Raw genomic sequence first — 25,939 nt, 5'->3', positions numbered from 1 at the left:
AGATTGCGGCGGTCAGAGTGGTCTTGCCGTGGTCAACGTGGCCGATGGTGCCGATATTGCAGTGCGGCTTGCTTCTGTCAAAATGTTCTTTTGCCATTTTTTCCTCTTCTTCAGCAGAAGGTTTATCGCTTCGAATCCTAGGAACGGCGCGGGTTAAACGCATATTCCTGTTATTTCACAAAGCATAGGAAGCGGTACTTTGCGAATTTTGCCGAACAAATTTAGCAAATTCAAGGAATTTTTCAAGCATATTTTTTTGTTTTTCGCCCAAAAACGCGGATTTCGGACCAAACGGAGGCGTTTTCCAGCCGAAAATCCCCTATTTTTTTCACCGTTTTTCCTTTTGTAAACATGCCGTTTTTCGCTAAATTTAGGCACTTCAATGATTTAGCGCGATGATAATTCCAATTTATCAACACTTTAAACACATTTATCAACACCCCGGCAAAACGTTCGCCGATTTATCCACAATTATTTTGTAAAAAGATTTTTACTAAACAAGATTTTACATTCCAGGGTCGAAAAACGCTTTGCTATATCATCCATAGTTCCGCGAACGGACAAGGAACGATTTCCGATAGTACTATATAATTTTACATTGGAAACCCACGATATTTAACTATCTTGTCATCCATGTTGTTTGGGAAAACCGAGGAATAAATGAAAAAAAGAATTCTTCCGCTATTACTTTCTGCAGCCGCGATAGCCTTCATCTGTAACTGTGGCGAAGAAACGGCTTCCAGCCAGGACGAAAAGAACGTGCCCGCGCAGGCCTACGTGGTAACCGAACCTTCCTTTGTCTATGTCGAAGGCGGCAACACCTTTATCATCTCGCAGACCACGGGCATCGTCACCGACGTCCAAGGCAATGTCGTCGGAAATGCGGACCTCAACGCGGGCATTATCGTAGACCTGAACGGTGCAGCCCTCGCAAGCAACATCGATATCGCCACGCTCAAGGCAGTCGACCCGCCCACCGTGACCGCCCCCGCCTGGGCCTTCGCGGCAAACGACCAGGTTTACGTCATCTATACCGACGGCAACGTGACCGACGCGAACGGGAACCCTGTCGGATTGTTCGTCTACATGACCGACCCGACGACCGGCGCCATCGTCATCGACCCGGTAACGCAGCAGCCGACCACCATCGGAAACATCGTCGCCCTCGACGGCGTAACGCCCGTCTTCACGAACGTGGACCTGAGCACGCTCAAGGTGATCCTCCCGGCAACAATCGACAACCCGGTCATCGGCAGCAGTGCAAGCCTCGACCCGGCTTCTTCCGCGGCCATTCCGGCCTCCTCGGCAGAAATTCCCGCTTCTTCGGCGACAATTCCCGAATCAAGCCCCTCGATCAACTCCTCCTCCAGTTCGGCAAAGTCCTCCAGCTCCGCAAAGTCATCGAGTTCGGAAGCATCTTCCAGCAGCCAGGCCAAGGCTTTCCAGATCAAGTATGTTAGCGGCGGCAAGAGCGGTTCCGGCTACGCCACCCGCTACTGGGACTGCTGCAAGCCTCACTGCGCATGGCCCGAACACGGCGGCAAGGCAAGAACCTGCGACGCCAAGGGAAACGAGATTACCGACAAGAGCGCTGGGAGCATGTGCGACGGCGGCAATGCAGGCATCTGCAGAAACCAGTTCCCCATCGCCGTCAACGACACGCTCGCCTTCGCCTTCGCGGCAACGCCGGGTGGCGAAAATAATTGCGGCAAGTGCTTCGACCTCGTATTCACCGGCGAAGGCAAGTACGCCACCGACCGCCACAAGAAAATCAAGGGTCACCACCTGATCGTCATGTCCAACAACGTTGGCTACGACGTGGCGGGCGGCCAGTTCGACGTCATGATCCCGGGCGGCGGATTCGGTATCTTCGACGGATGCTCCTCCAAGATGGGCTGGGGTTCCCAAGGTTCCCAGTACGGCGGCCTTCTCGACGAGTGCGAAAAGGAAACCAACTATTACGCAGCGAACTACCAGAAGTGCCTGAGGACCAAGTGCGAGAAATCCTTCTCCATGGACCCCGAAGCCAAGGAAGGATGCCTATTCCTTGCCGACTGGATGAACGCCGCCGGCAACCCGCTCCTCAACTAAAAAGAAGTGGAATGTCCGCAGGAACTGATCGACAGGTTCTAACCTGACCCGAATTAGATTTGAAAAGGAATCCCGGTTTCGACCGGGATTTTTTGTTTCGGCCAGAATGTGACCTCTGTCGCGTAAATATATATCTTACAAAATTTTACATGATTTTTCGAGACAATTAAACTATCTTTAAGTGCGGATGGAATTGGAAGGGCTTTCAAGAGAAAGTCTTGTTGGATTTAATTGAGGATGCTTATGAAACACCAATTCCTGAAGTCCGCGCTTGCCCTTGGCACAGCACTCGCTCTCGTGAACTGCTCCGAGGAAGCCGCAAACGCCATCAGCAATCTGCCCCCTGACGCCTATCTTCCCGCAAGCAGCGCAAGCGAACCCGCAGTTTCTGCCAGCGAACCGTGCTGGATCATGGAAGCAAATGGTGCCCAGTACCTGGTTTACCCCGCAGGTATCGTTACCGATATCAACGGCCAGACCGTCGCCAAGGTGACTTTAACCCAGGATGAGACCGGAGCCTTTGTCGGCACCGCAACGACCTTAGATGGCACCCCCGTTTTTGAAATCAACACGGCAAATCTCCCGGTCGTGACTCTTGAACAGGTCGCTCCCGCGATTCCGGCTTCTTCTGCCACTACCCTGCCGCCGGCATCCAGCGCGACAGTTTCCGTGCTCTCCAGCGCAACGATTCCCGCGATTTCTTCCAGCAGCCTCACGACGCCGGTCGTCTTGAGCAGCTCCGCCACGGTCGTGGTTGTCAGTTCCTCTGCCGAACAGCAGCAGCCGAAATCCTCTGCCGCCGTATCGGGCAACTGCGACGGAAAATGCTTCGACAGCGTTTCGGGCAAGTGCGTCGATTACTACGCAGAACAGACTGGTTCCAAGGGCGAAAAGTACGCCTATGACAATACCTGCAAATTGAACTGCTACCATGATCCCGATGGCAAAGACTGCAAGAATATCTCCGGTGCAGCACCGGCAAGCAGCGCCTCTCAGCAGCCGAAGTCCAGCTCCAGCGTGAAGTCTTCCAGCAGCCAGCAACAACAGCAGCCCAAGTCTTCTAGCTCTTCTGCAAAGTCCAGCTCCAGTGTGAAGTCCTCGAGCAGCCAGCAGCAACAGCAGCAAGGCAGCTCCTTGCTGCCCAAGGTTATTGGCTCCCAGACCAAGTCCGGTTACGCCACCCGCTATTGGGATAGCTGCAAACCTCACTGCGCATGGGAAGGCAAGGGCGGTCCCGTGGCTAGAACTTGCCAAACTGACGGTGTTACCCAGGCCGGTTCCGGCGAAAGCTCCGTTTGCGACGGTGGCAGCGCAGGCACTTGCTTTGACCAGACTCCGCAAATCGTGAACGACACTATCGCCTACGCCTTCGCGGCAACTCCCGGTGGCGGAAACGACTGCGGCAAGTGCTACATGCTCACCTTCAAGGGCACCGGCGCTTCTGCAACGAATACCCCCACCGACAGCCACCACAAGAAAATCAAGGGCAAGCACCTGATCGTCATGTCCAGCAATATCGGCCACGATGTTAGCCACAACCAGTTTGACCTGATGATTCCGGGCGGTGGCCCCGGCGCATTCAACGGCTGCGCCAAGATGGGTATTTCTTGCGCAGGCGCCCAGTACGGCGGATTCCTTACCACCTGCAATTACAAGAAAGATTGCCTGATTCAAAAGTGCAATTCCGAATACGCCAACAACACAAGCCTGAAGAACGGCTGCCTGTTCCTTGCAAACTGGATGGATGCAGCCAACAATCCTGAAGTGGACTTCGTGGAAGTGGAATGCCCGCAGGCCCTGAAGGATAAGTACTAATCGCCGAAAGATAATCGCTGATTGCTTTTAGTAGAAAAGCCCCGCGGGTAAAACCCGCGGGGTCTTTGCTTTTCCAGCATATCGCATTCGTTTACAACACCGACGACATCGCAAGAGAGTTTTTAGGCGCGCGAGCCTCATTTTCACCTTAAGAGAGGCTTGAAAAACGCTCATTTTGGCGAAACATACCGATAAACAAGGCCGACAGGTGATTTTTATAGGTAAAAAAAGAAGCACCCGTCACGGTGCTAGAAAAATTGCCCCAAACGAGTACCTATAAACATCGCATAAGCCCCATTTTTATAGGTAATTTAAGCGTTAGTTTGTACACAACTCCAGTCAAGCTCCCAAAAATGTACCTATAAAACCACAAGATTCGAGATGTTTATAGGTACGCTCCCCAAAAGGCATTCCCCAACTACCTATAAAGTCCTATTTCCACTTGTTTTTATAGGTACGCAGTCCCGCCCCCGTTTTATATATTTTGATATAAAGGAGTTTATAATGTTTGGGAATAACTTCAAAAACCGCATTACACGCAGTATCACGGCTGATGCCGCGATATTGGCGCTCGCAACGATGGCGCACGCGACAAATGTCGCCTGCGTCGGCAACAGCATCACCGAGGGCTACGGAATCTGGGGCGAAAAGAAATACCCCGACCACCTGCAGGAAATGCTCGGCAGCGGCTACACGGTCACGAACTTCGGCAAGAGTTCCATGACCTTCGCGGGCGAGAAAATCAAGGGCGGCGAAAACAATGCTACCTACTGGAAGACCGAAAAATTCAAGGCGGCCCTCGCCTCCTCGCCGGATATCGTCGTCATCGAGCTCGGTACCAACGACAGCAAGTACTTCACGGACAAATGCATCTGGGAGGGCACCGAAAGGTACAACTACCTTTACGGCCAGTGCGAAAAATCGCAGCTGTACAGCGATTACGAGGCGCTAATCGATACCTTCGCGCACCTGCCCACGAGCCCCGAAATTTTCGCGACACTGCAACCCTACAGCAACAACTGCGAGTGGGGAATCATGGATACGGCAATCGTAAGCCAGATCAACCCAATTATCAAGGAAACCGCCGTCAAGAAAGGCGTGAACATCATCGACCTGCACACGCTTTTCCAGACTCCCGCATGGTTTTTGGACGACAGCGTGCACCCGAACGCCTCGGGCGCCCAGGAGCTCGCGAAAATCGTGAACAAGTACATCACCCTCGCAAAGCCCAGGATCGCGCAAAACGGAGCGACGCTCTCGGTGCAGGGGGATGCCTACGGTTTCCGCTGGTACAAGGCCGGCAAACTGATCGAAGGCGCCGACAAGGCATCGCTCGCCATTTCTGAAACGGGCACGTACAGGGCGCTCGTGAAAGTGGAAGAGGGCAACGATTCGTGGCTCCTGAGCGACAAAATCGAGGTGAAGGACCTCTCGGCAACTACGGGAATCAGGCCCACAAGGCAAACCGCTCAGCCGAAAATGCGAAAACTCCACCACAAGGTGGACGTGAAAGGGAGAATCGTAGACGGGAGGAAATAGCCGGATCGAGGATGGCGCTAAAACGGCAGGCCGTTAGCGATGAGTGGCGAGGCTGTCGTCCAGGAAATCGAACATCGCCTTGTAGACATTGTCGCGGACGGGCTCGTGCGAAAGGATCAGGTCGTGGAGGCCACCTTCGATTCTCTCGAGACGGACTTTTTCGCCGAGATGGGCACCGTATTCGCGGATATCGTCGACATTCAGCACGGCATCGCAGCGGGTGTACTCCTCGCTCCAGTCATCTTCACTGTAACTGCAGCCGCTGTGCATCACGAGCACCGGAGTGTTCAGGTGAAGCCCCTGCTGGATGCGTTTGTGTCCCAGGTGAATGGCGCGAAGCCACCCCAGATCGATCGGAAGACTGCCGGGAACCTTGAGCAAGGTGTCGTACATCCATTCGCCATCGTAATTCCTCAGCAGGCTTCGGTCGTAGTTGATGTTCTTGCTGCGGGGAATAACCACGTCCGGGAACCTAGAACCGATTGCCGAAAGCAGCGGGACGGCAAGGCGCCGCACCGGCCAGATGTAGTTCATCTCGAAGAAAGGACTGTTGAGGACAATCGCCGCGATTCCGGCACCGTTCCTGCGGTCGGCAGCATAAAGACATGCGATAAGTCCCCCGGTGCTGTGCCCCATGACAACGAGGGGGGCGGATTCCCCTTCGATACGGTGAATGACCGCGATGGCGGAATCCAGCTCAGGATAGTATTCCGAAATGTCGCGGAGCTCGCCTAACTTCTCGCCTTCGCGATGGGAACGGCCATACTTGTGCAAGTCGATGGCATAGAAGGAATAGCCCGCGGAATCCATCTTCTGCGCCAGCTCGCGCTGGAAAAAATAATCGTTGAATCCGTGGATGTACAGGACGGATGCCTTCGAAATGCGGGATTCCCCCGCCGCGGCGCTGTCGGGACTTGCGACGGAAGCGGCCTGAACCGCGGAGACAAACGGGTAGTGCACCAGCGTGGCGTGATAATGCGGACCGGCACCTACATCGAGGCTACGGACAGTAAACGGTTCCCCGAGCAAAGCATCGGACAACCATTCGCGGTCTTCCGCAAACAAGGCCACAGTGAAAAATAAAATAACGGTGCACCAAAATTTCATAATAGCATAATATAGATTATTGTCCCTTTATACAAAATTATTTTTTAGATACAAACCTTTTTTATTCTAGGCAAACTATAGTTGGCGTGATTTTGGAGATTCCGTTTTTAAAATTACGGCATGTTTGATGACGATGTTCACAAGAACGCCATGAAAGAGTTTATCGCTTTCTTGAGGACGATGACTACCCAGAAAAATATCGCCTTTTTCAGCGATGTTTCCAGGGAATATGTCCGTGAACTGGGAAATGGCGAGAAAATACCCACCATCAAGGTATTTTTCAGCATCATCGAATCCGCTGGCCTCGACCTGCTCGAAGGAACCAGCCTCTACATCGACTTCCTGAAAAAACAGAAAATGACCCTCGCTGCCGACAGGAGCAAGGGCCTGGATTATATCAAGAAACTCAAGGCGAAAAAAGACAACGCCAAACGCGGCACCTAGAAGAAGTTCATGTTGAACCAACCCGTCTTGCCGTCGGCAGACAGGGCGATGCCACAAGCGACCTTGGTGTAGCTCGCGCTGCGCATGTTCTTGTAGTGACCAATCTTACTGAAGTCGGCGGCGCTATTGAGGTCCGCCTCGCCACTTTCGACGAGCTGCTTTTCGCTCCACATCATTTCGAGATAATAGTCCGATACGCCCGTCGCATTCTTGAGCCAACTCGCGGTAAAGTTCGGGCCGCTGTTCTGCGCGAATTCGCCGCAATCGCCGAAATGCCCGTGGGCCTTGCCCGACAGCGGCCTCATCGTCGGAACAGGCGGAAAGGCCCAAAGCCAGGGCGAACGCACAGGGGGCAGCGGCAAGTTGCGCAAACCATTTTCTAGACATCATCAAACTCCATTTTTTGAGGGAAACCCTGCCCTTGATCCGAAAATATAATTCTGAAGGGAATTTGGCAAGCGCCCTCTCCCTTAACCACCAGCAACCTTCGTTACAATGCCTACCGCCTACTGTCTACTATATTTCTATCTTTTATCCCCGTGATTCAAATTCAGAACGTTTCGAAATCCTTTGGCGTGCAGGTCCTTCTGGACGGCGCCTCGATGCTTGTAGGCGACCATGAGCGCGTGGGCCTCGTGGGCCGCAACGGTTGTGGCAAGTCGACACTTTTCAAGATGATTCTCGGGCAGGAATGCCTCGACGGCGGCTCGATAGACATCCCGAAAAAATACACGCTCGGCTACCTGCAACAGCACTTGAACTTTACGCACGCGACCGTGCACGAAGAAGCCTGCAGCGTACTGAAGCCCAATGAAGACGGCTGGATCGAGGAACACAAGGTCGAAGCGATTCTGTTCGGCCTGGGTTTCGACGAAGAATCCATGCACAAGAGCCCTATGCTGTTATCCGGCGGTTTCCAGATCCGCCTGAACCTGGCGAAGGTACTTGCGAGCGAACCCGACATGCTGTTGCTCGACGAACCGACCAACTACCTGGACATCGTGTCGATGCGCTGGCTCAGCCGATTCTTGCGTAGCTGGAAGGGCGAAGTCCTTTTGATTACCCACGACCACCACTTTATGGACGAAGTCTGCACGCATACCGCGGGCATTTTCCGCCACAAGATTCGCAAGGTGAAGGGCTCCGTTGAAAAGCTCCGCGAAACCGTCGCCGAAGAAGAAGAAGTCGCGCAGCGCACGCAGGAAAACGAGGCGAAAAAGAAGGCGCAGCTGGAACAGGTCATCGAACGTTTCCGCTACAAGGCCGCAAAGGCCGCCATGGTGCAGTCAAAAATCAAGGCGGCGGCAAAGCTTGCCACCGGCGAACGCCTCACCCACGAACGCAATCTGGAATTCAGCTTTACCGAAGCGGGTTTCCCCGGCAAACGCATGCTGCAAATCAAGGGCCTCTCTTTCGCCTACCCGAACCGCGCCGAAGACGGCACCGTACAGGGAATGGGACCGGAGCTCATCACCGATTTAACGATGGAAGTTTTCAAGGGAGACCGCATCGCGATTATCGGCCCGAACGGACGCGGTAAAACGACGCTCTTGAACCTGATCGCCAAGGAGCTCTCGCCCACCGCCGGCGAAATCAGCCACAATCCGAACCTGCAGATCAACTATTTCGGCCAGACGAATATCAACCGCCTGAATTTAGACAACACTGTCGAAGAAGAAATCGCCTCGGCCATCGAAGAGGTGGCGCAGAAAAGCCGCGCCCGCGGACTCGCGGGCCTCATGATGTTCAGCGGGGATGCCGCGTTAAAGAAGGTGAAAGTGCTGAGCGGTGGTGAACGCAGCCGCGTGCTCCTCGGAAAAATCCTGGCGAGCCCCTGCAACATGCTGCTCCTAGACGAACCGACGAACCACCTCGACATGGAAAGCATCGAAAGCCTGATCGACGCGCTCGACGACTACGAAGGTACCGCGATGGTGGTAACCCACGACGAAGAACTGCTGCACGCGTTTGCGACAAGGCTCGTCGTATTCGACGGCGGCAAGTGCCGCGTGTTCGAAGGTACCTACGCCGACTTCCTCGAAAAAGTCGGCTGGGCGAGCGAAAAGAAACCCGGCGGCAGCGAATCTGCAAATATCAAAGTTTCCAATATCGACGTGAAAACGGACGGCGGCAATGCTTCCTCGAACAATGCCGCTGGCGGCGCTCCCCGCGCAAAAGAAGACCGCAAGGCCCGCGCCGACTATATCGCCGAACGCAGCAAGGTCATCAAGCCGCTCGAAAAGCAACTCGCGAAACTTGAAGAAGACATCGCAAAGGCCGAAGCCCTCGGCGGAGAACTCGAGGCTAAACTCGTGACCGCCTCCGAAACCGGCGACGGGAACGCCATCACGACAATCGCAAAGGACATGGACGACAACAAGAAAAAAGTCGACCAACTCTACGAGGAATGGGAAAAAGTGTCCGCCGAACTCGAAGCCGCGAAGGACAAGTATCCGATATAGCGAATCGCTTTCGGCCCACTACAAAAAAACGACCCGGAAGGGTCGTTTCATTTTTTAAGTAAGCCTTTCATTTATTTCTGCTTGCTGCGCTTGATGCCTATGGTATAGGTATCGTCGCTTTCGCCGGCCTTGATGCGGCCACTCACGATTTTCACCTTCAGTTTCGAGATGTAGGCGCCGGTGCCGACCAGGCGGCCCTTGTCGCTGCGGGCATTCCATTCGAAGAAGACATTGCCGGGGTTGTCGTAGCAGTTGGACTTCTCGGGATCCGAGGCGTTATAGAAAACGGTCTTGTCGTTACAGCTTACGGTACCTGTCGCCTTGTTCACGAAATTGCCCAGCTGCGAGAAATAGTAGCCTTCCCACTTGATCTTAATCAAGGCCAGTGCGGAATCCTTGTCGGCGCCGCTCGGCAGTCCCATAATCATAGAAGTCGCAAGTTCGCCGATGTTGAAATTCAGCAGGAAACCGGGCTTGCCGAGACTATCGATGATATCGTGGACACTCTTGTTGGAGGGCACCGAAATCGCGACAATCGGCTCGGAATAAGGCCACGGTTCCGTCTCGTCGCCGACCGTCACAACGCCAGGCGACTTGATTTCCGTACGCTGTTCACCCACGATACGCACCTTCGGATTGTTCAGGTGAGCCACGTTGCCGCTCCTGTCCGTCAGTTCACCCGGAGCGATGCGCACATAGTCGCCCACGGCCGGGAGCACGCCCGCGGCGGTCTTCCTGAAATACACCTTGAACACGGTACCCATCGCATTGGCATCGGCACTGTTGATTTCCAGGGAATCCATGAAGTTCACCGTATCACGGTAGAATATGAACGCCGTCTTCCCGTTCGCAAGCTTGGTATCGATCCCTTCGCTCAGGTTGATTTTCACGGCGCTAACTTCCTTGGACACCGTCTCGATCGTCGCACTCAACACCACCGGTCCCACCTTGTCCTGGATCGAGGAATTCATCGAGAGCTTGACCTCTTCGCCGGAATCCTCGTCGGTATAGGTGTAATGGTACTGTAGCGAACCGGAATAAACCTGGTCAGAAACACCCGTGAACACATCTTCGCGGAGTCCCGCCGGGTCGTAGAGCGAAATCACCGAATCCAAGAGCACCATCGGCCAGATGTTTTCCATACCGGCAGTCGTGTGGAATTCCGTACCGCCGAACGACCACGAAAGCGTATCGGGAACCACGTCCTTGAACGGCTTGCTGAAGGGTATAGACAAACTATCGGGGATGCCGTCGCCGTTCACGTCGTACATCGAGGCCTTCAAGGCAAACGGCACGGGAGGTTCCTTAAAGTGGATATTCGCCCAGGTCAGCGTATTGTTCACGCCGCCGCCGTCAATCGTGAAGAACGCATCGACCATGGCGGAATCACCCACCACGTAGAAACTCGCATAACCCAGCGAATCCGTCGAAATCGTCGTTACGCGCTGGTTGTCCTTGTTCAAGAAGCTCAGCGGGAATCTCGTGTTCAGGTTCAGTTCCTGCACGCAGTTCACGTCGGCACCCGATTCCATCTCGCCGCAGACAGTCGTCCCGAACAGGAGCGCCACCCTGATGGGCACCGTATCGGGATAAGTCACGTGCGCAAGGAGTGTATCGTTCTTTCCGCCGTCGCTTCCCAGCAGGTCGCCACGGAGCGTGTAACCCGCAGGATCGAAGAAAGCGGAATCCGTCACATGGAACATGTCCACGAAGGCGATATCCGGAAGCGGATACTCGGGCACCGTGAAAGTCACCACCTGGTACTGGCTGGGGTCCGACTGCAAGAAGCAATACAGGGCGTACTTGCCCGGACTCAGCTTGCGCGAATTCACGAAGGCAGAAGTGTCGACCTTGAAACTCGCCATATTCTCGCTGATGAAAATGCCGCCGTAATTCGGCCCCGACTCAAGCGTCACGCCGTCGGCTGGGAGGCTTCCGCCCTTCAGGATAAACAAGGAAGGAGCCAGCTGGTCGCGGGCGCTCTGCACGCTGGACACGTCGCAACTGATGGACTTGTCGACCAGCAGCTGGTGGAACTCGTACTCGACGGAACCGTCCGTACTTTCCTTCTGCTTCGAGAAATAAGTCCTCTGCGTCTGCAAGTTGATAGAGGTGCGCATCTTGAAGTTCGCACCCGTCGCGTTGCGTTCGGAATAGAAAATGTGGAAAGGATAAGTTTCACCCTCGACCAACTTCAGGCTCGGATCGTTCTTGCCGATGGTATCCAGGTTCACGGCCCCTTCTTCGGGGTTGTGGCAACCGCCGATATCCACCACCAGGCGGTTGTTGATATACACCCACACGTCGTCATCGCCGCGGAACTCGAAATACTGCCCCTTCACGTACTTGAACTCCGCCGTCACCTTCATGGCGTAGCTGTAGTTGTGCTTGCAGCCCTGGTGTTCCTTGTACTTGTCGTTCTTCGGGTTCGGAATCTTGCTCGAAGAATCCGCCGTATAGAGATACTCGAAATCGTCAATCGGATAGAAACCCGGATGCAGGGAATCGCCGCAGGTACCATCCAGCGGCTGCGAAATGTCGGCCAGCCAGAAACCTTCCTCGTCCATGGTCAGGTCGATATCGCGGCAGACGGAATTCTTGTACTCGTTGCCGTCCACCACGATCGTTTCGGGAATAAACCACTTCTCGATTTCATGGGCCGCCGAGCACATTCCCCACGGATACACCGACGAATCCACACGGGCAGGCGCCCCGTTCACCAGGGTATCCTGCACCATCCCCTTCACAAGGCCTCCGCACTTCGCATTCGTAGCCAGCGTGCCCAGCGAATCAAGGTACGTCACCGTGGTGTAGTCGTTGCCATTATAAATCCCGCCGAAATCCACGTCGATACTGTCATCGAAAGATTCACCAGCCCAGTCGACGACCATCGCCGAAATCTTCATCGAGGGACAAATCCCGAGCACCTTGGGGTAAACCGACGAAACGCGGAAAGGAACCGTCGTCATCCACACCGTATCCGTCTCCGCAAAAATGGAATCCAGGTTGATCAGCTCGCCCGGGATAGTATCGAGACCGTTCCTCGAATAATATTCGAAGCCGAACGCCTGCCTAAAGTACACCTCCCAGGAATCGACATGCTTGTACGAAATCCCCTGGTACCATCCGCAGGTATCGCTGTGGAAAGGCCCCATCTTGATCGTGTCATCGGGAACGATCATCATCGGGGTCATGTTGTCCCAGGGGCTCATCAGGCGAACCACCTTCGGTTCGAGCGGAGTAAACGAAAGGTCGAACTTACCGCTGCTATTGGTAAACAGCCAGGCCTCGTAGACACCCGTCGGGAAAAACACCGAAGCGAGCGGGCGTGCCCCTTCCGCAAAATATGTCACCTGCGGCCATTCGTTCTGGCAACGGTACAAGTTGAACTGCGCCATCGTGGAATTCCAGTTCGAAGAATTCACCGTCTCGGGCGCAAAGTCGTAACGGTACCAGTAAGGGTATTCGTCCTTCACCATCGGTGCGGGGTTGTTGACGATATTGTTCCCGACCGTGAAATAGACCGCGGTATCCCTGAACGAAGTGTTGGTTCGCCACGGGTGGTACACGTGCAGGGTACGCGTCGAATCGAAACATTCCCCCAGCACGCCAATCTTGGAATCTACCGTCGCCCCAGCCGTGCCGTCCACGAAAACCGTATCCAGCACCGAGAAATAGTCGCCCAGTTCTACCACCCCCTGGGCCGGCACCGACATGTAGGGCGTATTCAGGCGGATAAAGTGGACGGACTGCAGCGGGTTCCGCGCAAGCATCGCAGGAGACACCGCCCCGTAAAACCAGCCGCACTTGCCCGGGTCATCCTGCGCAAAACGCATCATCACCGAATCTTCGCCCAAAATCATCTGCGGCAGCGCCTTGTTACCCCACGGACTCTTGAACCACACCAGCTTGGAACCCGGCGCCACGAACGACTTGGTGTAGCTCCTGTCGGCAGGGTCGGTATACAGCCAGACCTCGGTATCGGTACCGAACAGCGTGGCCATCTTGAACTCGCCCGCCTCTTTCCACTGGATCCCGTTATTGTTGTTGAAGTTCTGGTCCGCCGTATTCGGGTAGATGCTTACCGTAAACGACATCCACTCCTGGAAATCCGAGACGTTCTTGTCCCAAGTATAGCTGAACCAGCCGTCGCCCTCGGCCGTCGTGATCGTCGGCGAAGTTTCGCCGTAAAGAGCATTGTAGCTCCCGCCAGCGGAACCCAAAATATGCAGAAAATAACCGTCCTTGGACGCATCGTTACGCCACGGCGACTGGATATGCACCGTAAGCGTCGCGTTCGCCGCCACGCACAAGAACAAAATCAAAGTATACACCCAAACCATGAGTTTCATCAAAACTCCTTTACTTTAAAACAAACAACTCCAACCTAAAGATATAATTATTAGCTAAAATCGTTAAAAAAAACAGAAAAACGGCAGAAAAGTGTTGAACAAGCCACAATAAAACGGCCATTTGCGCAATCTTGCTACAAATAACGCAAATTTCTAGATTTGGGCCCGTTATGAAGAACTTGCGCGCCATTTTGATGCCGATTGCAATCCTGCTCGGAATACTCCTCCCGCAGGCGCACGTACTTTCGCCCCTGATGCCGTTCCTGATCGGCACCATGATGTTCCTCACCTTCGTGGCCAAGATTCCTCCGCAGACCCACGGATACACCTTCAAAATCGAGGTGCGCGCCCTGGTGGTGAGCCTGATTCTAGTCGCCGCCATCGCGGGCATCGTGAAACTGTTCGACCTCCCGCGCGAAGTACTTTTGGGAGGCGCCATCATCGCGCTGAGCCCGCCCGCAAACGCCGCCCCCGCCATGGCCAAGATGCTCGGCGGCTCGGCCTCGCTCGCCCTCAAGATTTTTTTGAGCGGGAACCTGATCGCCTGCTTCTCTATCCCGCTCGTTTTCGGCTACCTGACCGGCACCGATGCGGAGCTCAGCGAAATCGCCATGAAGATCTTCAACACCATCCAGCCCATCATCAGCATCCCGCTCGCCTTCGCCCTCGGACTGCGCGCCTTTTACCCGGAACTCGCCGACCGCGCTGCCAAATACCAGAAGTACACCATGTTCGTGTGGACCTTCTCGGTGTTCGTCATTCTGGCGAAGGCAAGCTACGACATCCGCGAAATGGGATTCACGGAACTCTGGAACAGCGGCAAGCTCCCGATGATGGCAGGCATCTCGCTCATTCTCTGCATTCTCCTTTACGCCCTCGGCTGGTATGTCGAAAGGAACCGCCGCCCCATCGAAAGTGCGCAGAGCATGGGCCAGAAGAACACCACGCTCGTCATCTGGATTGCGGCCCTGTACGCGGGCCCCGTCGTGGCACTCGCGCCCACCTGCTACGTAGTGTGGCAGAACCTGGTTCTCAGCTACCTGAGCGCACGAATCAAGCCGAAAGACACCCCGAAATCGTAAGAGCGAAGGACTTCACTTCCCGCTCCTGGCTGCGCAATTCCATGAAGGCCTTCCATCCGGGATTGGCATCGTAAATTGCGGACGGCACGCTTGAAAAAGATGCGGATACAAAACATCACACCAGTCAAGCACTAAATACTAGAATATAGGCGATTGCGAAAATGAGTTAACGGTCCTTGTAGCGTTTGTCGATTCAAATTCATTTACCCATTCCTTGACCTTCGCCTGCAAAAGTTTCTTGTCCGGCAGGTACAGCTCATAGGCGGAGGCGTAAATATTCGCATCTTCGGGCAAAGTCAGCTTCACAAGGGTATCCTTCTTCTCCTTGCAAAGCAAAATACCGATAGTCGGCTTTTCAAAATCCTGCTTTACATAGCGGTCGTAATAGTTTACATACATCTGCATCTGGCCGAGATCCTGGTGCGTCAACTTGTCAACCTTCAAGTCAACGAGCACATAGCACTGCAACAGTCGATTGTACAAGACCAAGTCCACGTAGTAATCATCTTCGTCAAAAGAGAATCGCTTCTGCCGTGCTTCGAACAGGAACCCCTTTCCCAGTTCCAACAGGAATTCCTGCAACTTGCCGATGATAGCGGATTCCAGGTTCGATTCCGAATACGATGCATCCGGTTTCAAGCCGACAAATTCCAGCGTCACCGGATTCTTGATGATATCCTCCGGCTTTTCCACCACGTTGCCAACACGCGACAGGCGGGCGACCTGTTCCTTGTCGCGGCTCAGCGCAAGACGTTCGTACAGGCTTGAACCATACTGCCGCTGCAACTCGCGAACAGACCAGTTCCCGGATGTAGCCTCAATTTCGTAAAAGCGCCGCTCGTCGGCATTCTTGATGCGCATGAGGACCAAGTAATGGGTCCAACTTAACGTAAAATCAGGGGGATTGGAGATTTGACAATCACTGATTGTCAAATTGCCATATACCAAGAAAAACTGCCTCACCTGCCTCAAGTTCGAGTAGGACCACCCGTCTCCATAACGTGCCGTAAGGCGCTCCGACAAGCCCTCAAGAACCTGTTTCCCGTATTCTGCGCGTTTATTCCCGGACTGTTCTTCTTCCACAATATATCGCCCAATCTGGTACTTCGTGTAAACCTCGGCGACATTCATTGCCGTGGCCACTCGCACGCGGGCCTGTTCAATCAAGTTCGAGACCTTGTTGAACAACGATTCCACCGCTTTTGCAGGGACATTCTCTTTCTTTTTAGCCATACAGCCTCCATGTTGCCGCGTTTGCGGCTGGTTGATGTTAGAGGCGCCCCCTTATTCCTGCACCGAGGTCAAAATTTTTGACCTCGATAAAATCGGAATAAAAAAAAACGCATTTCTCCATTAGACGGAGAAACACGTGCAGCTTCAATGTACCTAATATTCCGAATCTTGGCTAGGGGTGAAAGAAAATTTTACAAGGCGTTCCCCGGCCCAGGTCCCTGAGCTTGCCGAAGGGCCGGGTCGGGCTATATTCTAGGGGCAATCGCCTGCACTTTCGCTTGCCGCTCGCCTCCTAGAACCAAGCCTCGCTACGCGAGTCTTGTCCCCAAGGGGTCACTATCCCTAACGCAAATGCGAACGCAGTGCGTTCGCATTTGGAAAAAGAAGCCTATTGGGGCATTCGCCAACCGTACATATCATCGCGACGGATTTGTCCGTCACCCCAAATTTCTTCGGGCAGCAAGCTAAATACGTCACAATTATTGCCATCAACAATTTCTCTGATTTTCCGATAATCATCATCGGCTCCGTCTTCCGAATTGTCAACAATGTCTCGTTCTAATGCAAGAATTAAGCATTTGGGAGTTGCTTCTGATCGAAACACACGGCCCACAAGCTTCCTGAAATTATCATTGACAAATTTTTCCAATCGGTCTTTATAATCAGCGCTTTCCCAATTCGGCAAGTAGATTGCCCAAAAATAATACTTCTCTCTTAACAAACTCAAAAAATTCCTGCGGAACTTCTCTCGGGCATCTCGCTTGAATTCGTCACACAAGGAAGAGCGTTTTGATGTATAGGCTTTTAGCACATACAAGAAATTAACGTTATAGACTTGCAGCAAAAGCGTATCGCGGTCAAAAAGACGATTCTTGAAATGACGATTGCGCTTATCCCAGAGATTCTGTGAATCAATGTTAATTAATTTGGAATCTTTGGGGTCAATTTCCGCCCTAAAATAGGACTCCTGGAATTGGGACCTGTTTTCGTATGGCGGCAACTCGCCACGGAGAAAAAAGTTCGGTGTAATGCTATAGCCTTCCGTCAACGGGTCGCGATAACGAACTCCTTTATGAATGCCTTTTTCATGAAGCTTAGCGTTATCCGCATCCTTATCCGTCTCTTTCTCCACATAGTCGGGCGAGAAAAAATCCTGAACAATATTCTTGGCATACGTGTATTGCTTGGCGATAGATTTGGGATCCAAATCGCTGTCTTCTTTGTAATACTTGCTGTCGCCAATATGCCAGATTAAATCGTCGTCTGTTCCCGAGGCGAATACCAAGGATTTTTCTTTATACAGGTGATCGATTATCTTTCCGTCGTCATTTTGCTTGAGAGAATCAATATCTCGACTCTCATCCCCCACCAGCTTGTCGATCATCGCCTCGAACACGTTGTTGTACTTGCTCGTGAGTAGGTATTCGCTGCTGTAATCGTTCGCGCTGAAGTTACCACCCCATTCGAAGAATGCCTTCACGATGTTGTAGAGTTTCAGGAACTTGTCGGCAAAATACTTGTGCTTTATGCGGCGCAGCTCCACGAGGCCACGGTGACCCAGCAGGCGGCGGAATTCGTTCACGCGCATGGGGGCGTAGAATTCGGAATGCGGCATCTTGAAACCGAAAGTCTCTTCGATGTAGTGCATCGCCGAAAAATACAGCACCAGCAGGCGGTCGTCCAGGTCGAAAACTTTCTTCTTGTTTTCCAGCTCCATGTAGATGGGCGCGTCACCTTGCATAAAGGGCTGCGTATGCGCCACCGTGCGGCGCCAGTCGATGCGGTTGTTGCCGCTGTGCTTGTTCTTTGCCGTGAATACAAATAGATTCTTGTTTTCGGCATAGAACAGCTTCATTGAATTCATCACGTCGATGAGAGTCAGAGCTAACTTGTCGCTACTGAAATGATGCGCATCGGGAGCATCGGGGACATGCACTTCTTTATCGTTTGGACATGACAGGCGATACAGTCCAATAGACGAGCAAACCCATAAAGACAACTGAGAAAGGAACTCCTTGGGCGCGGCACTTACTTTAAAGTTATTCGCACTTGGAACATCCTCGCCAAAAGCCTTCGTGCCGTTCTCATCCAAGAATACCTTTGGCAGAACAAACACAATGCTGTCCGAGACATCCTTTTTGCCCGTACTATTCCGAGCCGGATTGCCATTAAACAGATACCCCACACCGTCCAGTTTGCAGTCTCGCCCAACAAATCCATTAGGCAATCCCTTGAAACGACCCTCCTTATCAGTCGGGAGCACCTTCTTGAGATAATCCAAGGAATAAGCGAACTGTTCGAACAGGAAAATCACAATTAGGAATGAGGATCGATTCTGTCGATTTCCATCATTAAATCAAGGAACAACTTTTCACTTATTCGGCGATGATGGCAACGAAGCGAATAAATGCATCCAATAATGTCTTGATGTGATAAGAAACCGTTTTTGAAAGACTGAAGCAAGATGCCAATAGTTCCCATAATTTGCAAGCCGTGTTCCGCGGCCACCATTCGGCCTTTGGCTTCATCCATCAAAAGAACATCGGCAGAAAGCTGTTTTGCTAATACGATGGCCTCGCTTTCTCCCGCATCCAGTCCCATTTGACGAATCGACTGTACTTTTTCGATATCATCAACATTGTCAATCTGTATATAATCAGAAGCTTGTAGTACTATTATTTCTTCTTGATATTTCGGGTTGTCCGTCAATTCCTTAAATACGGTAAATGGAATATGGACCACCCCAAAAAGATGATGCAGCAGAGCCAGCTGATTCATCTTCATCAAGGATATAATTGGAGTCGTATCTGATACAACTAGCATTATTCTTTCGCCTTAGTCGCAGAATAGACAGCAATTTCTTCGTTGACAGACTGAACGCTTCCATCAATGTAGGGAATGCCCATATCTCCATACAGATCTATTAAAGTCTCTTTTGAAATACCGAGAAGCTCTGCGGCTCGGCCATGGGAGATAGTCATGTCTTGGATATAAGGCAAGAGAATCAACGCATTACGAGCAAGTTCGCTACGGCACTTGTTTTCCGTAACGAATATTTCCATTTCCTTTGGGACTTTAAATGTCAGCGTTGCCAAATCCATGAGCATCTCCTATTACAGAATATAATATACAGAAAGAGAAAAAGCAAGCCCCTTAAGTCTTGGGAGCCAGTAACTCATCCATAAACTGCTTTAAAAGATCCTTGTTCTTGTATAGGTCCTGGAAAGTAAAGAAATCTTCCTTGTCATTGATTTTTGCACGGAAGAATGAGCCGTTTTTATGCTCGTCTTTGCAGACCTCGTTCCAAAGGTAGAACATCACCTTGCCGAGGAAGCGTTCCTTAGAAATGATGTTGCCGCTATCAGGCTTGATGAAGAATTCGCCGAGTTGCTTGTCTTCGGATTCGGTGAGGTCCAGAATCTTTTCGTTGACGGCTTCGACAAAATTTTGCCAAGAATACCGAGAACCGTCGATGTCGATTTGGTAATTGGCGGCATCCTTGCCATCAAAACTGATAGGCACATACTCCCAGTCAAAGCGGCGCTTGAACGCACTATCCATGGGGAACAGCGACTGGTCGCTGGTGTTCATGGTGGCGAGAATGTTCAAGTTCGGCGGGAGCTTGAGCTTGCCATCGCCAACTTTAGTTTCGTACTCGCTCCAAACGGTTTTCAGAATGGAATCTTCTTTAAGCCATGTTGCAAAATCACAATCCGCATCAATTGAATATTGCGAGAATCCTTCACCATCGCGGTCAAGCAACTGGAAAATATCGCCGAAAATCTGGGCACAGTTCCCGCGATTGATTTCTTCGATAACGAGATAGACTTGAATATCTTTCCCGCTGTCATTCTCGCCATTTTTATCGTCATTCCCGCGAAGGCGGGAATCTCCCTTAGCATCTAAATACATCTTCCAAGCCGCAGCGTAAGCCTTTGCGAAAACTTGCGGAACAAAGGAATAGGTGATTTTCTCGCCCTCTTTCTTGGGCTTGTAGGCACCGACAAACTGTGCGTAATCGTAATCCGGGTGGAACGTGGTGCGAAATTTACGGTTCTCAGGTATCTCTTTTATTCCCTTTCCGATAGAATTCCCGTCTTTATCCTTAAACAGATCGTAATCAATTTTATGAGACTTGCCCGTACCAGGAGCGCCGAAGAAGATTTTTTGTTTTGTCATATTAACCTCAACTACTGCTGGTGATGGTTCTGGCGAGGGATTACTATTTCCTTTATAAACGTTATCATAGTATTCTTGATAAATATCAAGCATGTTCTTCAAGTCTTCTTGAAGAATCTCCTCAGATGGAATATTTTGTTTTGAATACTTCTTATAAAAAATTGTTCCCTTCTGGTATTTTTTCCCAAGATCGGTTATATCGTTTCCAAGATTGATATTTTCATCTGATAAAAAACTATGCTTGTTAAGTTGTGCTGATATACGATCTGCGTTATTACGAAGTGCTTTAATAGTTTCTTTCGTGGTCGAATCTTTTCCCGCTTCTGTAACACCCTGATTGAGTGTCAAATACAATGAATTTCCATCTGAAGATAGCAGATAAACGATATACACGCCATTTTGAGCGCTTAAAGTGATATCTTTTCTGAAAATTGCCAACCAGGGAACTTTCGCCCAATTCCCTTGACCAACACTTCCTTCAACTTTGTAATCTTCTTTGTTTACTAAACCTGTTTCATAAATTTTGTCACAGGCAGAGACGCATATAGATTTATAAACTTCAGCACCCTTTCCAAAAGGGAAATTTTTCTTTTGGATATAATCGTTTAAAAAATAATTCAAGATTTCCGTTAATTGCTGTGCCATAATTTTACCCCTCGATTTCCATCAATACAATCGGAGCTTTCTCGCCCATGCTTGGCAAAGCCCCTAAAGTGTTGAAGTCAATAAATTCTGCGGCTTCTTCGTAATCCATGCCATCAGACTGCATCAGTGAACGAACCATTTTTTCGTATGCATAAATGACACGGCCATCCTCGCTAACGCCAACAACGGCATCCACAAAATCAGGCTTTTCAAGGACTACGCTATCCTCATAGCCATGCTCGCAAAGATACTCCTTGATAGAATCTAGCGTGAGCGGAGGAAAATCTGCATTCTCGATTTGCTTGATAAAATCACTCGGACTTAATTCAAAGAAATTGGCGAGTTTTTCAACAATTTCGAGAGAAACATTACGGCGGCCGTTTTCAATGTCGCTCATATAGCGACGGCCCACACCTGTTTCAAGAGCAAGTTTTTCCTGCGAAACGCCTTTCTGCGAACGCAGAGCGCGAATCGCTTTGCCAATATTATTTTGAAGAGACATATAAAAAAATCATTAAAAACGTTCTCTTCAAACATATAAATAGCGCGGTTTTTAACCACGCCATATAGTGCACATCATTAAAAAATCATACCGGGTTATTCAATTATCTGAAATCACTGGAATTAGGCCCGATATAAATCGCATTTACTTGACTGTTTAAAAAACAGCTTTCTTTTCTCACTCGCCAAGATTGTGTTCTATATGGCGTGGCGTTTTTTCTTGTGGATTATACGTTTCAAGAAAGACGTTGTATAAAAACAGCGTAGAAACAATAAACACAAGAGATTATTATGAAATTATCTTTTAAGGAAGGCGATTGGGTTGAATTCAACACCTGGACATCTGAATTTGGCGTTAGTGGGCAAAGCGGAATAAATGTTTCTAAAGCAAATCGTTTAATCGTCTGCATCACAGATAACCCTCCTTATGAAGATGATTGGTACAGCAACAATGATTGGGATGGGGTTCGTTTTATTGGTCAAGGACTTAAAGACCATCAAACAATGGATAAGGCTAATAAGGCCTTAAAAGAAACATTCAATACAAATACCCCTATTCACGTCTTTAGAAAAATACTCAATGAAGATAGCAAATCCTGCTATCTTTATTGCGGTATTTTCATTTTAAAAACACTTCCACGACAAGCGACCCAAAAAGACATTAACGGAAAGGAACGAGACGTTTTCGTGTTTAATCTTGCTGCAAAAAATGTTCGGCTTAATGATGATGTAAAAAATGCAATGATTAAAGCCAAATTGAAAATACGTTTAATCAACAACTGAATTCTATCCACAAAATGGATTTATGGAAAGCGAAACCATCAATAAGATTTTCTAAATTTTGGAATTCAAAAGCATGTTGGAACAGTATTTATTATACGATGCTAATGACGAAGTTTGTAACATTTTTCCTGATATTTTTGGGAGTGATTAGTTTTTCTAATGCCTACATACCACAAAATTTATCGCCATCTCAAATTTGGGATAAAAATGGCGTAACTCTCACCAAGGCTTTTGAAAGCGCCCACAAAAGCACCTTTTCCATCCAACGCAACCGTTGCAATTTTTTTGAAACGCAAATCAATGGCGTTGAATTAGAATACGAAATCAATAATTGTCATTTAAAGCATTCTCTGCAAAAAGCAACAAGCCGAACTGATCGCCAACTGGGAATTGAAATAAAAGGAACTATTTGGATTGACGGAGACTCATTCAGAACACGTTCGCAAAATGGAGTCTGGAGCGGTTGGAAATCATTCCGCAACAAATTCAAGTACAATAAAATTGGATACAATTTCCAAAAACGAAATGGCAATTTTGATTTCATACCAACGACTGGCGCCATAATGATCCATTGGCACAACACCATTATCAACAAAAATAAAATCCACACACAGAACAAAAGCAGAATAGTATTTTTATTAACACCATTCATCTTTTTCGCCCTTCTGGTTTTCATAAGAATATACCGCAGGAAGACCATCGGAACCCGCGGAGAAAAATACACAGCCAAAAGAATCAAAGCAATAAGCAACGGCGTTATTTTTAGAGATATATACGTTAACGGGAGCCATGGGGTACAACAAATTGACATTATCGCCGTAACTGAGAAAGGCATTTTTGTTGTAGAAAAGAAAACATATACCGGCTTAATTGTAGGCGGAACCTACGACCGTCAATGGAACGTTTATTATTATGGCAGACAAGTCCACCTAATGAAAAATCCGCATCACCAGAATTACGGGCACATTCAAGCGCTGCGCGAAAGATTTCCTGAATTAAGTAACCTATTTATTGATTTGGTGATATTCGGAAACAACGCCGTTCTTGGAGACAACATTCCTCCAATGACAATTTACGATAACGATTTTGACTACGTTTATGCAAGTTTTCCATCAATATTGAATGATGACGAAATTGAATCCATCTCATACAAAATCGCCGCTTTAGACAATAGAAAAGCTCAACTGAAAGAAACTCACAAAGAAAAAATCCGACGAATAAACGGCGATTGGTGAACTGGATTTGTACGGTTCCCGCATTCCCGGGGTTTTAGGGGCGGAGCCCCTAGGAGAGGGGGTGTCCGGAAGACGGTTTGGACGCGGATTGGAAAGGAGATCCCCGCCTTCGCGGGGATGACAGTCTGCGGAACCCGCGGACAAAGCGGCTGCAGGCAGGGGGATTCTTCCCCCACCAAGTAAAAAGGCGGCGTCATTCTTCCATCAGTACCGCGATGTCGTCCTTGTCGAAGGCGGTGCCGAAGGCTTGCCGGTAGCTCGATTCCAGCGCCTCTCCGGGGGTGCAGTTTTCCCTGAACAAGACCATGCCGCTGTCCAGGCATTCCATGTCGAGCTCGCCGTCGGTATCGATGCTTTCCGGACGGAACGTGGACCATAGGCAATAGTCGGTGAACCCTTCCCGGATGTCTTCTTCGAGCAGGTTGTCGCCGGTGCCCGCCTGGACTTTCAGGAACGCCTTTGCGCTCTTGACCCATGCGAGTATCGCGTCGCCGAACGTGTCGTTTTCCATAAGACCTCCGCCCCGAAAGATAGATAATGCTAGTGACAGAAAATGACTTTTTGAGGGGCACGAAATTTCTTTGCGATTTTGTTCGGGAAAGGGGTTGACAATCGTTTGACGTGATTCTATATTTAATAGTGCTCAAATGTACAAAACTGTAGCGCGACGCCATTTTATGCTTGTTGGCGCCGAAGGAGGTATAGATGATGTTGACCGAACTTGCAAATAAATGTAGATTATGGGGGTTTTATGGCTCTTGAAATAAGAAATATCCCGGTTCTTACAGGCTCTACGGCAGAGTCGTTCGTTCGTGCTGCCGAAGAACACGAAAAGAATCCGCGTCGTCTCGGGCTCAAGGTTTCCTTCGCCCAAATCGACGAGATGGCCGCCCGCGCCCGTTCTTACAGAGAGGCCCATAATGGAAAGAATCCGTTTAGCATCTGATTGCACCCTTTACCCCATCGACAAGAATACCGACCTCTCCTCGTTCTGCTGCGGCGATGAGGATCTAGACGATTTCTTTCGGAACGATGCGTACTTGTACTCCGCTCAATTGTTGGGGAAAAGCTATATCGCTGTTACGAATACGGAATCGCCGCAGATAGCCTGCGCCTTCACTTTGTCCAACGACAGCATCAAATCGACAATGATTCCCAGGTCTTCGCGGAACCGCCTGGAACGCAAGGTGCCCAATGCAAAGCATACGCGTACGTATCCTGCGCTCCTGATTGGACGATTGGGAGTTAACGGCCAGTTCCAACGCAGCGGCTTGCACTTGGGGAGTCAGGTCATTGATTACCTGATTTCCTGGTTTATCCACCCGGATAACAAGACTGGTTGTCGCTTTATGGTTGTCGATGCCTACAACAGGCCCGAAACGATAAATTTTTACCAAAAGAACGGTTTCCGTTTTTTGTATTCGGACGAAAATCTCGAGAAAGAAGCCTTCCGTATTGATTTGAGCCAGTCGTTGAACACCAGGATGATGTATCTGGACTTGATCGACTTCGTGTCGTAGAAATTTTGACACCACTGGTGACACTGGGCACGAACACGTTCTTCTTCAATCCCGATTTTAATTATACCGAATTCGGTACAATTAAAAATATGGCAGGAAGCAACAATTTCGTCCTTTCGACAAAACAATGGATACTTTCCACTAATCACCTACTTCTCATTCACGAATACCAGCGTCTCAAAGCTGCAGAACAGGCTCAATTGGGCTGGTCCGTGCGGTGAGAACTGTCGAGATAGCCATTTCTCAGATGACTGTGTTGGAATCGATTGGGGAAAACAAGTTATCGAAATAAACTAATAAGGTTTTAGGGGCTCTTGACCCATGCGAGTATCGCGCCGCCGAACGTGTCGTTTTCCATAGTGCCTCCGCCCCGAAAGATAGATAATGCTGGTGCCAAGGAAAATGATGTTCGTGCGGCCGATGTTATAAAGAATTGGCTTCGCAATCGTTATACATTGGAATTTTTAGGTACTTGGGAAACTATTCACAATCCTGGTTTTAAAGTGGTCGAATTTGACCACTTTAGGAAGGAGGCCGGATTGCCCTCATTCGTGCTGAGTTGTAGTGAATGGATTGAGAAAACAAATCAATTATCGCATACATACCGACGCTATCAAGCAGAATCTAATTCCTCCAAAGCTCACTGCACTGCAGAAATCTTTCGTGTATGCTGATGAAGCAGATATGCTCAATGTTGCAATGTTCGGAAAGACTGCCAAGGAACGGCGTGATGAAAACCCCTTGCTGAAAGGTAATATTCGCGATTACGCTTCAATTAACCAGCTAATTTGCCTTTCTAATATGGAAAACCTGAATGCCATTTTTATAAACGACAACCTCTCTCAATCTGAACGCTTGGAAAAATCGAACAAAATAGCTATTCAACAAATGACGGTCCTTGAGAATGTTGACGGACGGAAGCTGTTGATTGAGAGTAAAAAATAAAACAGC

21 protein-coding genes and 1 pseudogene are annotated in these 25,939 nt (G+C 50.1%); 11 read left to right on the top strand and 11 right to left on the bottom strand.

Annotated elements, in window-relative coordinates:
- The coding region (locus tag Q0P86_RS07685) for a GTP-binding protein (protein WP_173803055.1) at positions 1 to 97 on the bottom strand (97 nt) is incomplete at its 3' end.
- 563 nt (positions 98 to 660) lie between these two features.
- Between Q0P86_RS07685 and Q0P86_RS07680 the strand changes: the two genes are divergently transcribed.
- The 3 genes from Q0P86_RS07680 (at position 661) to Q0P86_RS07670 (ending at position 5,445) form a co-directional block, all read left to right on the top strand.
- A complete protein-coding gene (locus Q0P86_RS07680) occupies positions 661 to 2,091 on the top strand; it encodes a glycosyl hydrolase family 5 (RefSeq protein ID WP_295038602.1) in 1,431 nt (476 codons plus the stop codon).
- Between the two features lie 243 nt (positions 2,092 to 2,334).
- Positions 2,335 to 3,906, top strand: coding sequence for a glycosyl hydrolase family 5 (locus tag Q0P86_RS07675; protein WP_295038600.1), 1,572 nt, complete (start codon positions 2,335 to 2,337; stop codon positions 3,904 to 3,906).
- 504 nt (positions 3,907 to 4,410) lie between these two features.
- A complete protein-coding gene (locus Q0P86_RS07670; RefSeq protein WP_295038598.1) occupies positions 4,411 to 5,445 on the top strand; it encodes a GDSL-type esterase/lipase family protein in 1,035 nt (344 codons plus the stop codon).
- Positions 5,446 to 5,478: 33 nt separating this feature from the next.
- Here the strand turns inward: Q0P86_RS07670 and Q0P86_RS07665 are convergent, their stop codons facing one another.
- Positions 5,479 to 6,552, bottom strand: a complete 1,074-nt coding sequence (locus tag Q0P86_RS07665) for an alpha/beta hydrolase (protein ID WP_295038596.1) — start codon at positions 6,550 to 6,552, stop codon at positions 5,479 to 5,481.
- Between the two features lie 120 nt (positions 6,553 to 6,672).
- On the opposite strand from Q0P86_RS07665, the gene Q0P86_RS07660 reads away from it, so the two are divergent.
- Positions 6,673 to 6,996: a hypothetical protein gene (locus tag Q0P86_RS07660; protein WP_291025098.1), complete on the top strand. Its 324-nt coding sequence runs from the start codon at positions 6,673 to 6,675 to the stop codon at positions 6,994 to 6,996.
- Here the strand turns inward: Q0P86_RS07660 and Q0P86_RS07655 are convergent.
- On the bottom strand, positions 6,993 to 7,301 hold the full coding sequence (locus tag Q0P86_RS07655) for a CAP domain-containing protein (protein WP_295038594.1): 309 nt from the start codon (positions 7,299 to 7,301) through the stop codon (positions 6,993 to 6,995). The genes Q0P86_RS07660 and Q0P86_RS07655 overlap by 4 nt on opposite strands.
- Before the next feature lie 234 nt (positions 7,302 to 7,535).
- On the opposite strand from Q0P86_RS07655, the gene Q0P86_RS07650 reads away from it, so the two are divergent.
- Complete coding sequence (locus Q0P86_RS07650) at positions 7,536 to 9,458, top strand: ABC-F family ATP-binding cassette domain-containing protein (protein ID WP_295038592.1); 1,923 nt, start codon at positions 7,536 to 7,538, stop codon at positions 9,456 to 9,458.
- A 71-nt stretch (positions 9,459 to 9,529) separates the two neighbouring features.
- On the opposite strand, the gene Q0P86_RS07645 is transcribed toward Q0P86_RS07650, so the two are convergent.
- Positions 9,530 to 13,810 carry a fibro-slime domain-containing protein gene (locus tag Q0P86_RS07645; protein ID WP_295038590.1) on the bottom strand — a complete coding sequence of 1,427 codons (4,281 nt, stop codon included), beginning with the start codon at positions 13,808 to 13,810 and terminating at the stop codon, positions 9,530 to 9,532.
- A 170-nt stretch (positions 13,811 to 13,980) separates the two neighbouring features.
- Here Q0P86_RS07645 and Q0P86_RS07640 point away from each other — a divergent pair, with 170 nt between their 5' ends.
- A complete protein-coding gene (locus tag Q0P86_RS07640) occupies positions 13,981 to 14,892 on the top strand; it encodes a hypothetical protein (RefSeq protein WP_290994417.1) in 912 nt (303 codons plus the stop codon).
- 138 nt (positions 14,893 to 15,030) lie between these two features.
- On the opposite strand, the gene Q0P86_RS07635 is transcribed toward Q0P86_RS07640, so the two are convergent.
- From Q0P86_RS07635 to Q0P86_RS07610, 6 genes are all read right to left on the bottom strand, one after another.
- Positions 15,031 to 16,125, bottom strand: coding sequence for a PDDEXK nuclease domain-containing protein (locus Q0P86_RS07635; protein ID WP_294115176.1), 1,095 nt, complete (start codon positions 16,123 to 16,125; stop codon positions 15,031 to 15,033).
- 388 nt (positions 16,126 to 16,513) lie between these two features.
- Positions 16,514 to 18,439: an LlaJI family restriction endonuclease gene (locus Q0P86_RS07630; RefSeq protein WP_295038588.1), complete on the bottom strand. Its 1,926-nt coding sequence runs from the start codon at positions 18,437 to 18,439 to the stop codon at positions 16,514 to 16,516.
- Between the two features lie 2 nt (positions 18,440 to 18,441).
- Positions 18,442 to 18,903 carry a hypothetical protein gene (locus tag Q0P86_RS07625; protein WP_295038586.1) on the bottom strand — a complete coding sequence of 154 codons (462 nt, stop codon included), beginning with the start codon at positions 18,901 to 18,903 and terminating at the stop codon, positions 18,442 to 18,444.
- Positions 18,904 to 18,947: 44 nt separating this feature from the next.
- A complete protein-coding gene (locus Q0P86_RS07620; RefSeq protein ID WP_295038584.1) occupies positions 18,948 to 19,226 on the bottom strand; it encodes a hypothetical protein in 279 nt (92 codons plus the stop codon).
- A gap of 52 nt (positions 19,227 to 19,278) precedes the next feature.
- On the bottom strand, positions 19,279 to 20,949 hold the full coding sequence (locus tag Q0P86_RS07615; protein ID WP_295038582.1) for a DUF3578 domain-containing protein: 1,671 nt from the start codon (positions 20,947 to 20,949) through the stop codon (positions 19,279 to 19,281).
- 4 nt (positions 20,950 to 20,953) lie between these two features.
- Entirely contained in the window at positions 20,954 to 21,451 is a 498-nt protein-coding gene (locus Q0P86_RS07610; protein WP_295038580.1) for a helix-turn-helix domain-containing protein, read from the bottom strand.
- A 290-nt stretch (positions 21,452 to 21,741) separates the two neighbouring features.
- Between Q0P86_RS07610 and Q0P86_RS07605 the strand changes: the two genes are divergently transcribed.
- Positions 21,742 to 22,233 (top strand): YDG/SRA domain-containing protein, encoded by a 492-nt coding sequence (locus Q0P86_RS07605; protein ID WP_295038578.1) that lies wholly within the window; start codon positions 21,742 to 21,744, stop codon positions 22,231 to 22,233.
- Between the two features lie 104 nt (positions 22,234 to 22,337).
- A complete protein-coding gene (locus Q0P86_RS07600; RefSeq protein ID WP_295038576.1) occupies positions 22,338 to 23,468 on the top strand; it encodes a nuclease-related domain-containing protein in 1,131 nt (376 codons plus the stop codon).
- 193 nt (positions 23,469 to 23,661) lie between these two features.
- Here the strand turns inward: Q0P86_RS07600 and Q0P86_RS07595 are convergent, their stop codons facing one another.
- Positions 23,662 to 23,979, bottom strand: coding sequence for a hypothetical protein (locus Q0P86_RS07595; RefSeq protein WP_295038575.1), 318 nt, complete (start codon positions 23,977 to 23,979; stop codon positions 23,662 to 23,664).
- 240 nt (positions 23,980 to 24,219) lie between these two features.
- On the opposite strand from Q0P86_RS07595, the gene Q0P86_RS07590 reads away from it, so the two are divergent.
- The 3 genes and pseudogenes from Q0P86_RS07590 (at position 24,220) to Q0P86_RS07580 (ending at position 25,933) form a co-directional block, all read left to right on the top strand.
- Positions 24,220 to 24,414, top strand: coding sequence for a hypothetical protein (locus Q0P86_RS07590; RefSeq protein WP_073058087.1), 195 nt, complete (start codon positions 24,220 to 24,222; stop codon positions 24,412 to 24,414).
- Complete coding sequence (locus Q0P86_RS07585; protein WP_295038572.1) at positions 24,389 to 24,988, top strand: GNAT family N-acetyltransferase; 600 nt, start codon at positions 24,389 to 24,391, stop codon at positions 24,986 to 24,988. Before Q0P86_RS07590 ends, Q0P86_RS07585 begins: the two co-directional genes overlap by 26 nt.
- A 377-nt stretch (positions 24,989 to 25,365) precedes the next feature.
- Positions 25,366 to 25,933: pseudogene (locus Q0P86_RS07580) on the top strand (hypothetical protein).
- The last annotated feature ends 6 nt before the right edge of the window (positions 25,934 to 25,939 follow it).

Source organism: uncultured Fibrobacter sp. (assembly GCF_946062555.1).
Taxonomy (GTDB): Bacteria; Fibrobacterota; Fibrobacteria; order Fibrobacterales; family Fibrobacteraceae; genus Fibrobacter.
This window is presented reverse-complemented; position numbering and strand designations above follow the sequence as displayed.

What these genes read in the sequence shown, in the direction of transcription:
- Q0P86_RS07645 (WP_295038590.1), bottom strand. Translation starts at nt 13,810, where the DNA reads ATGAAACTCATGGTTTGGGTGTATACTTTGATTTTGTTCTTGTGCGTG.
- Q0P86_RS07615 (WP_295038582.1), bottom strand. Translation starts at nt 20,949, where the DNA reads ATGGCACAGCAATTAACGGAAATCTTGAATTATTTTTTAAACGATTAT.
- Q0P86_RS07625 (WP_295038586.1), bottom strand. Translation starts at nt 18,903, where the DNA reads ATGAATCAGCTGGCTCTGCTGCATCATCTTTTTGGGGTGGTCCATATT.
- Q0P86_RS07600 (WP_295038576.1), top strand. Translation starts at nt 22,338, where the DNA reads ATGACGAAGTTTGTAACATTTTTCCTGATATTTTTGGGAGTGATTAGT.
- Q0P86_RS07620 (WP_295038584.1), bottom strand. Translation starts at nt 19,226, where the DNA reads ATGGATTTGGCAACGCTGACATTTAAAGTCCCAAAGGAAATGGAAATA.
- Q0P86_RS07595 (WP_295038575.1), bottom strand. Translation starts at nt 23,979, where the DNA reads ATGGAAAACGACACGTTCGGCGACGCGATACTCGCATGGGTCAAGAGC.
- Q0P86_RS07660 (WP_291025098.1), top strand. Translation starts at nt 6,673, where the DNA reads ATGTTTGATGACGATGTTCACAAGAACGCCATGAAAGAGTTTATCGCT.
- Q0P86_RS07675 (WP_295038600.1), top strand. Translation starts at nt 2,335, where the DNA reads ATGAAACACCAATTCCTGAAGTCCGCGCTTGCCCTTGGCACAGCACTC.
- Q0P86_RS07605 (WP_295038578.1), top strand. Translation starts at nt 21,742, where the DNA reads ATGAAATTATCTTTTAAGGAAGGCGATTGGGTTGAATTCAACACCTGG.
- Q0P86_RS07655 (WP_295038594.1), bottom strand. Translation starts at nt 7,301, where the DNA reads ATGAGGCCGCTGTCGGGCAAGGCCCACGGGCATTTCGGCGATTGCGGC.
- Q0P86_RS07640 (WP_290994417.1), top strand. Translation starts at nt 13,981, where the DNA reads ATGAAGAACTTGCGCGCCATTTTGATGCCGATTGCAATCCTGCTCGGA.
- Q0P86_RS07610 (WP_295038580.1), bottom strand. Translation starts at nt 21,451, where the DNA reads ATGTCTCTTCAAAATAATATTGGCAAAGCGATTCGCGCTCTGCGTTCG.
- Q0P86_RS07680 (WP_295038602.1), top strand. Translation starts at nt 661, where the DNA reads ATGAAAAAAAGAATTCTTCCGCTATTACTTTCTGCAGCCGCGATAGCC.
- Q0P86_RS07585 (WP_295038572.1), top strand. Translation starts at nt 24,389, where the DNA reads ATGGAAAGAATCCGTTTAGCATCTGATTGCACCCTTTACCCCATCGAC.
- Q0P86_RS07635 (WP_294115176.1), bottom strand. Translation starts at nt 16,125, where the DNA reads ATGGCTAAAAAGAAAGAGAATGTCCCTGCAAAAGCGGTGGAATCGTTG.
- Q0P86_RS07670 (WP_295038598.1), top strand. Translation starts at nt 4,411, where the DNA reads ATGTTTGGGAATAACTTCAAAAACCGCATTACACGCAGTATCACGGCT.
- Q0P86_RS07590 (WP_073058087.1), top strand. Translation starts at nt 24,220, where the DNA reads ATGGCTCTTGAAATAAGAAATATCCCGGTTCTTACAGGCTCTACGGCA.
- Q0P86_RS07665 (WP_295038596.1), bottom strand. Translation starts at nt 6,552, where the DNA reads ATGAAATTTTGGTGCACCGTTATTTTATTTTTCACTGTGGCCTTGTTT.